Raw genomic sequence first — 5,362 nt, 5'->3', positions numbered from 1 at the left:
GGCTTGTCGAAGCCACCAACTCGCGGTTGGCGTTGAAGACGGCGATCGAGTCCACCCGCAGCCCGCCCTGGCGGTCCGCAATGACGCTCTGGAGCACCTTCGGGGACTTGAGATCTCCCAGCCTGGCTTCCTGCAGCTGGAGGGCGATGCGCTTCGCGTCGATGAGCACGCCGCGCTCCGACTCGCGGTAGTAAGTCTGCGCCACGTCGAAGGAACCCTTGAGCGCCCCCTCGACCTTGATGTTGAAAAGGGTGTTGATGCTCTTGTTGATGAGGCCGCTGGCGACTGCGAACAGGGCGATCGTCGGCACCAGCGTGAAGCCGACGAAGGCGAGAATGAGTTTCACCTGAAGGCGCGAGCCACCCGGTCCCGTCCGCGAGGAGTAGTAGAGGCGGATCAGGTTGCGGGCGACGAGCAGGACCAGCACCATCAGCAGGATGATGTTCAAATTGACGAGCGCGAAGACGGTGACGTTGTTCAGGAGCGGTGTCCCCGGCTCCACGTCCTTGAAGTAGAGCCAGGCAGTGAGCGCGAGAATCGTGATGGCAATCAGGCCGAGGGTGGCCCGCCGGATGTTCTTCCGGCGCCGCAAGACGATTTCCTCCTGGCTCAGGCTCGGGGAGTACATGGCTCAGGCACCGTTGATGGAAAAGGCCGGCGAGAGGGCCCAGCCCGTCTTGCGGCCCATGAAGGAGAGCAGATAGTTGAACGGGAATGAGAAATTTACCGTGTTGAGCGTGGCGCGGGCGCGCAGATAGTATTTGCCCTCCTTGGGCAGCTCCCGCACGTTGGCGATGGGCTCGCCGTTCAGCTCGGCCATCCAGTCCACCATCTCATCGTGCCGCCGTGTCACCCGGCGCAGATTCTTGTCCGGCTCTCCCCGGAAAAGGGTGAACGTATAGGCCTTCTTCAGCGCATCGTATTTCACCTGGTGCACCACATTCTGCGTCAACACGTCGGCGTCGTAGATCACGCGGCGGGCCCGCATCAAATTGAGCTCAAAGACAAACCGCGTCGTCACACCACTGCGGATGGCCTCGGAGAGGTCCTGGGAGAACCCCGAATCCAGGGAAGCGAAGACCAGCAGTTGCCCTTTTTTCTCCACCACCAGAAGATCGCGGATGCGGGGCTCGGCCCCTTTTATCGAGGCCGCGAGGGAGGGCGCCACCAAAAACGCAATCAAAAGGAAAACGCCCGCCGTCTTTCCGGAAACCATATAAGCTTTATTTTTCATCATCTTAAATCTTATAACCTCGGGCACTGCATGAATACTAGCCGGAACTACCCACCGCTTCAATCATGCCCTATTTTGGCGTTTTGCGGTATCAAAAATTTCCTTGAGTTCGTAGAGTTTATCGAGTGCCCCCCGGGGAGAGAGCCGATCCGGGGTCAGGCCCTCGAGTGCTTCCACGAGGGGATGCGGTGCAGATCCGAAGAGCGAGAGCTGCGGGTCGGGGAGGCGCTCCGATCGGCCGTCCCTTTTCTCTCCTCCCGCCGCTTCGCGGAGGCGGAGCCCCGCCCCCTCCAGCTCGGCCAAAAGCTCACGCGCCCGGGCCAGCACCTCGGGCGGAAGACCCGCCAGCCGCCCCACGTGGATCCCGTAGCTGCGATCCGAACTTCCCGCCACCACCTTCCGCAGGAAGACGACCTCATCGCCGCTTTCCCTGACCTCGACGGTCAAATTTCCAACCCGCGGAAAATTCTTCGCGATCTCGGCAAGCTCATGGTAGTGGGTGGCGAAGAGCGTCCGCGCGCGATGCGCCTCGGCCTCGTGAAGATACTCCACCACCGCCCAAGCAATGCTCACGCCGTCGTAAGTACTGGTTCCGCGGCCCACCTCATCGAGCACGACAAAGCTGCGCCGGGTGGCTTCCCGCAGTATCGTCGCCGTCTCGACCATCTCCACCATAAACGTGCTTTGACCCTCGAGGAGCCGATCGTGCGCGCCAACGCGCGTGAACACCCGATCCACCAGGCCGATCCGCGCGAGCCGGGCCGGGACGAAGCTGCCCATCTGCGCCATCAGGATGATCAGGGCCGACTGGCGGAGAAAGGTGGACTTTCCCGACATATTGGGACCCGTCACGATGAGGATTTGGGCGGAACCCCCGATCCGCAAGTCGTTGGGAACGAAGGTGGCGAGCGCCGGGTCGGCATCCATGATGGGGTGACGCCCTTCGATGATTTCGATCTCATCGCCCTCGTTCACTTCGGGGCGGACGTATTGGTGGCTCACCGCCACCTCGGCGAGGGCGGCGATGACATCCAGAGAGGCCAGCCGATCGGCCGCCGCCAGAATGCGCTTCGACTCTCCCTCGACCTGGGCCCGCAGCTGACCGAAGAGCAGATACTCCAACGCCTTGGCCTTCTCCTCGGCCCCGATGACCTTTTCTTCGATCTCCTTGAGCTCGGCCGTGATGTAGCGCTCCGCGGACACCAGCGTCTGCTTGCGGATAAAATCTTCGGGAACTTTTTCGGAAAACCGCTTCGACACTTCCAGGTAGTAGCCGAAGACGCGGTTGTAGCCGACCTTCACCGGAAAATCGGCACGCTCCCGCTCTCTGGCCTCGTAGTCGGAGAGCCATTTTTTTCCGTCCCGCGAGGCGGAGCGCATTTCCTGGAGGCGCGGATCGAAGTCATCGCGAAAGAGCCCCCCTTCCCGTATCGTAGCCGGAGGAGCGTCCACCAGCGCAGACTCCAGGAGCGCGGCGACATCCTCGAGATTGTCCCACTCGGCGGCAAGCGCCCGGAAGAGTCCCGCATCGAGGTTCCGCACCTGGACCAACAGCTCCGGCAGGGCCCGCAGCGAAGCTGCCAGACCGGCCAGATCCCGCGCGTTCGCGGACTGAAGGCCCACCCTTCCCAGAATCCGTTCGATATCCTGCACCCGGTACAGCGCGCGCCGCAGCCCCTCCCGCTCGGGGAGCTTCATCACCAGCTCCTCGACCGCATCGGTGCGATGGGCGATCTGTTCGCAGGAGAGGAGCGGCGCGAGGACCCATTTTTTCAGGAGGCGGCCCCCCATGCCGGTCAGGGTTTTGTCCAACAGACTGAGGAGGGAGCCGCGGACGGTGCCGCTATGGGCGGTCTTGACGAGCTCGAGATTGCGCTGGGTGGCCGCATCCAGGCTCATGGCGTCCGAAAGACGGTGGATGCGCACCGGCCGCAGGTGCGGCAACCCCCCCGGCTGGTTTTCGCGCAGATAGCCGACGAGGGCCGCGGCGGCGGCCACGGCAAGCGGATAATTTTCCAGGGAGGCCGAAAAATTCTCTTCCGGGAACTGCTCCTCCAGCCGCTCGGCCGGCCACGCATTGAGAAACTCCTCCGCCCTGCGCGCCTCTACGCGAATCCCCCATTCGGCGGAAAGCGCCGAGACCTCCTCGGGGAGCGTCTCGCCCGCACAGACGAGCAACTCCCGCGGGCGGATTCGCTCGAGTTCGCCGCGGAGCAGCACCGGGGCCCGCTCCCCCGCGATCTCGCAGCTCGAAAACTCCCCCGTCGAAACATCCACCCAGGAGAGCCCCCAGGCCGCTTCCTTCCGGTGGGCGGTCAGGGCCGCGAGGTAGCAGGTTTCCTTGCTGTCCAGGAAATTGGGGTCGATCACCGTTCCCGGCGTCAGGACGCGCACCACCTGGCGCTTGACGACCTTCTTCGCCGCCGATGTCTCCTCCACCTGATCGCAGAGGGCCACCTTGTGGCCCGAATCGAGGAGCCGGCTGCAGTAGGCGGTTCCCGCATGGCAGGGCACCCCGCACATGGGGATGGGTCCCTCGCCGTCGCTTTGGCGGGAGGTCAGCGTGAGATCGAGAATTTTGGCCGCGAGGTTCGCGTCCTCGTAGAACATTTCATAGAAATCGCCCATCTGGAAAAACAAGATGCTGTCGGGATGGGATTTTTTGATCTCCAAATACTGCCGCATGGCCGGGGTGGCCTTCTGATGGCGGCTCTGGAGGCGCAAAGATGCTTTCTGGCGCGCAGCTTCTTCGGCGATGCGGCTTTCAACTGGAGACGGCATCTCCTGACTCTCTTATTCGGAAGTGGCGGAATCTCCCGCTCCGGGCGGGGCGGCCGCCGCGGGCGCCTCCCGGCTGCCGCCCTCCTCGAGCAGAAGCTGCCTCTCCTGGCGGTGGACGCGCTCCAGCTCGTTTTCCAGAAGGCGGTTCTGGCGGCGGTAGCGGCGCACCGTGCGGAAGGACTTCACCCGATGGAAGAGGCCGCCCAGCCACGCCAACAGAAAGCCGAGGACGAAGAACCCCATGAGCAGATAGAAAAGCGGCAGCGTATAGGTCCCCATCTTGAAGTAGGAAACCCTCACTACCTCCATGTTTTTCACGCCGAAGCTCACGATGGCCAGGGCAGCCGCCAGTCCCAGAAGTAACCGGATAAGTCCCATAAATACCTCGTACCTCGCCTACCCGCGAAAGGCACCCTGAAGATGGCGGTACGTCTCTTCAAGATGCTCGGGAATCACACGAACCTCCCCCAGGATCGGCATGAAATTGTGATCGCCCTCCCAGCGGGGAACGATGTGCATGTGAAGATGCTCGTCAATGCCGGCGCCGGCGGCCTTCCCCAGGTTGAAGCCTACGTTGAAGCCGTGCGCGCCCAGTTTCTCCCGAAGGACCGCCACGACCTTCTGCGCCAGGCGGAACATTTCGGCCCCCTCCTCGGGCGTCAATTCATCCATGTGCTGCACGTGCCGAAGCGGGACAACCATCAGGTGCCCGTTCGTATACGGATATTTGTTCATGATGACATAGGAAACCTCTCCCCGGAAGAGCACGAGATTTTCCGGGCCGTCCGCCTTCCGCAGGAGGCTGCACAAAACACAGGGGGCGGGCCCGCCTCCCTTTTGTCCTTCACTCTTGCCCAAGATGAAATCCATCCTCCAGGGCGCCCACAAGCGTTTCATCGTTTTCCTTTTTTGAGGACGCGCAAAATTTCGAAAAAGTTACGGAGCGAAAACGGAAAGCCCTCAACGGCCCCGCAGAGCTCTTAGGGCCGCGAGGAGACCTTGCTCCTTCTGGCGCATGCGGGCGGCCTCTCGGGCGGTGCCATGGTCGTGGCCGTTGAGATGGAGTATCCCATGGACCAGAAGGCGATCCAGGGAGGCCTCGAGGGGCTCTCTGGCCTCATCCGCCTGCCGCTTGGCTTCATCCACGGATATGACCACCTCGCCGAGATAGCCGGAGGGGATGTTCGGCATCCCGGCGCCGGGCCCGAAGGCCTCCGCCTCTTCATCCTGAAAAGGAAAAGAGAGAACATCGGTGGTGCCGCTTTCGCCCCGGAACTGCCGGTTCAGCAAGCGCATGGTCCGATCGCCCACAATGGCGACGCCGATGTCCTTATCCTTGCACCGGAG

Annotated in this window: 6 protein-coding genes; all 6 read right to left on the bottom strand. The window is 62.6% G+C overall.

What is annotated here, in order from left to right; translation table 11 throughout:
• Window positions 1–628: hypothetical protein (locus O2807_11495; protein ID MDA1001122.1), on the bottom strand; the 628-nt coding region annotated here is incomplete at its 3' end.
• A gap of 3 nt (window positions 629–631) precedes the next feature.
• The gene (locus tag O2807_11490) at window positions 632–1,237 is read right to left on the bottom strand and encodes a DUF4390 domain-containing protein (GenBank protein ID MDA1001121.1); all 606 of its coding nucleotides are present in this window, start codon (window positions 1,235–1,237) and stop codon (window positions 632–634) included.
• 60 nt (window positions 1,238–1,297) lie between these two features.
• Entirely contained in the window at window positions 1,298–4,015 is a 2,718-nt protein-coding gene (mutS, locus tag O2807_11485; protein ID MDA1001120.1) for a DNA mismatch repair protein MutS, read from the bottom strand.
• 12 nt (window positions 4,016–4,027) lie between these two features.
• Window positions 4,028–4,393 (bottom strand): LapA family protein, encoded by a 366-nt coding sequence (locus tag O2807_11480; protein ID MDA1001119.1) that lies wholly within the window; start codon window positions 4,391–4,393, stop codon window positions 4,028–4,030.
• 18 nt (window positions 4,394–4,411) lie between these two features.
• Window positions 4,412–4,912, bottom strand: coding sequence for an HIT domain-containing protein (locus tag O2807_11475; protein MDA1001118.1), 501 nt, complete (start codon window positions 4,910–4,912; stop codon window positions 4,412–4,414).
• 63 nt (window positions 4,913–4,975) lie between these two features.
• Window positions 4,976–5,362 (bottom strand): rRNA maturation RNase YbeY (ybeY, locus tag O2807_11470; protein ID MDA1001117.1); only part of this gene is annotated, 387 nt, incomplete at its 5' end.

Source organism: bacterium (assembly GCA_027622355.1).
Classification (GTDB): domain Bacteria; phylum UBA8248; class UBA8248; order UBA8248; family UBA8248; genus JAQBZT01.
This window is presented reverse-complemented; position numbering and strand designations above follow the sequence as displayed.

Coding starts and splice junctions, on each gene's coding strand:
- O2807_11490 (MDA1001121.1), bottom strand. CDS start 1,237: ATGATGAAAAATAAAGCTTATATGGTTTCCGGAAAGACGGCGGGCGTT.
- O2807_11480 (MDA1001119.1), bottom strand. CDS start 4,393: ATGGGACTTATCCGGTTACTTCTGGGACTGGCGGCTGCCCTGGCCATC.
- O2807_11475 (MDA1001118.1), bottom strand. CDS start 4,912: ATGAAACGCTTGTGGGCGCCCTGGAGGATGGATTTCATCTTGGGCAAG.
- mutS (MDA1001120.1), bottom strand. CDS start 4,015: ATGCCGTCTCCAGTTGAAAGCCGCATCGCCGAAGAAGCTGCGCGCCAG.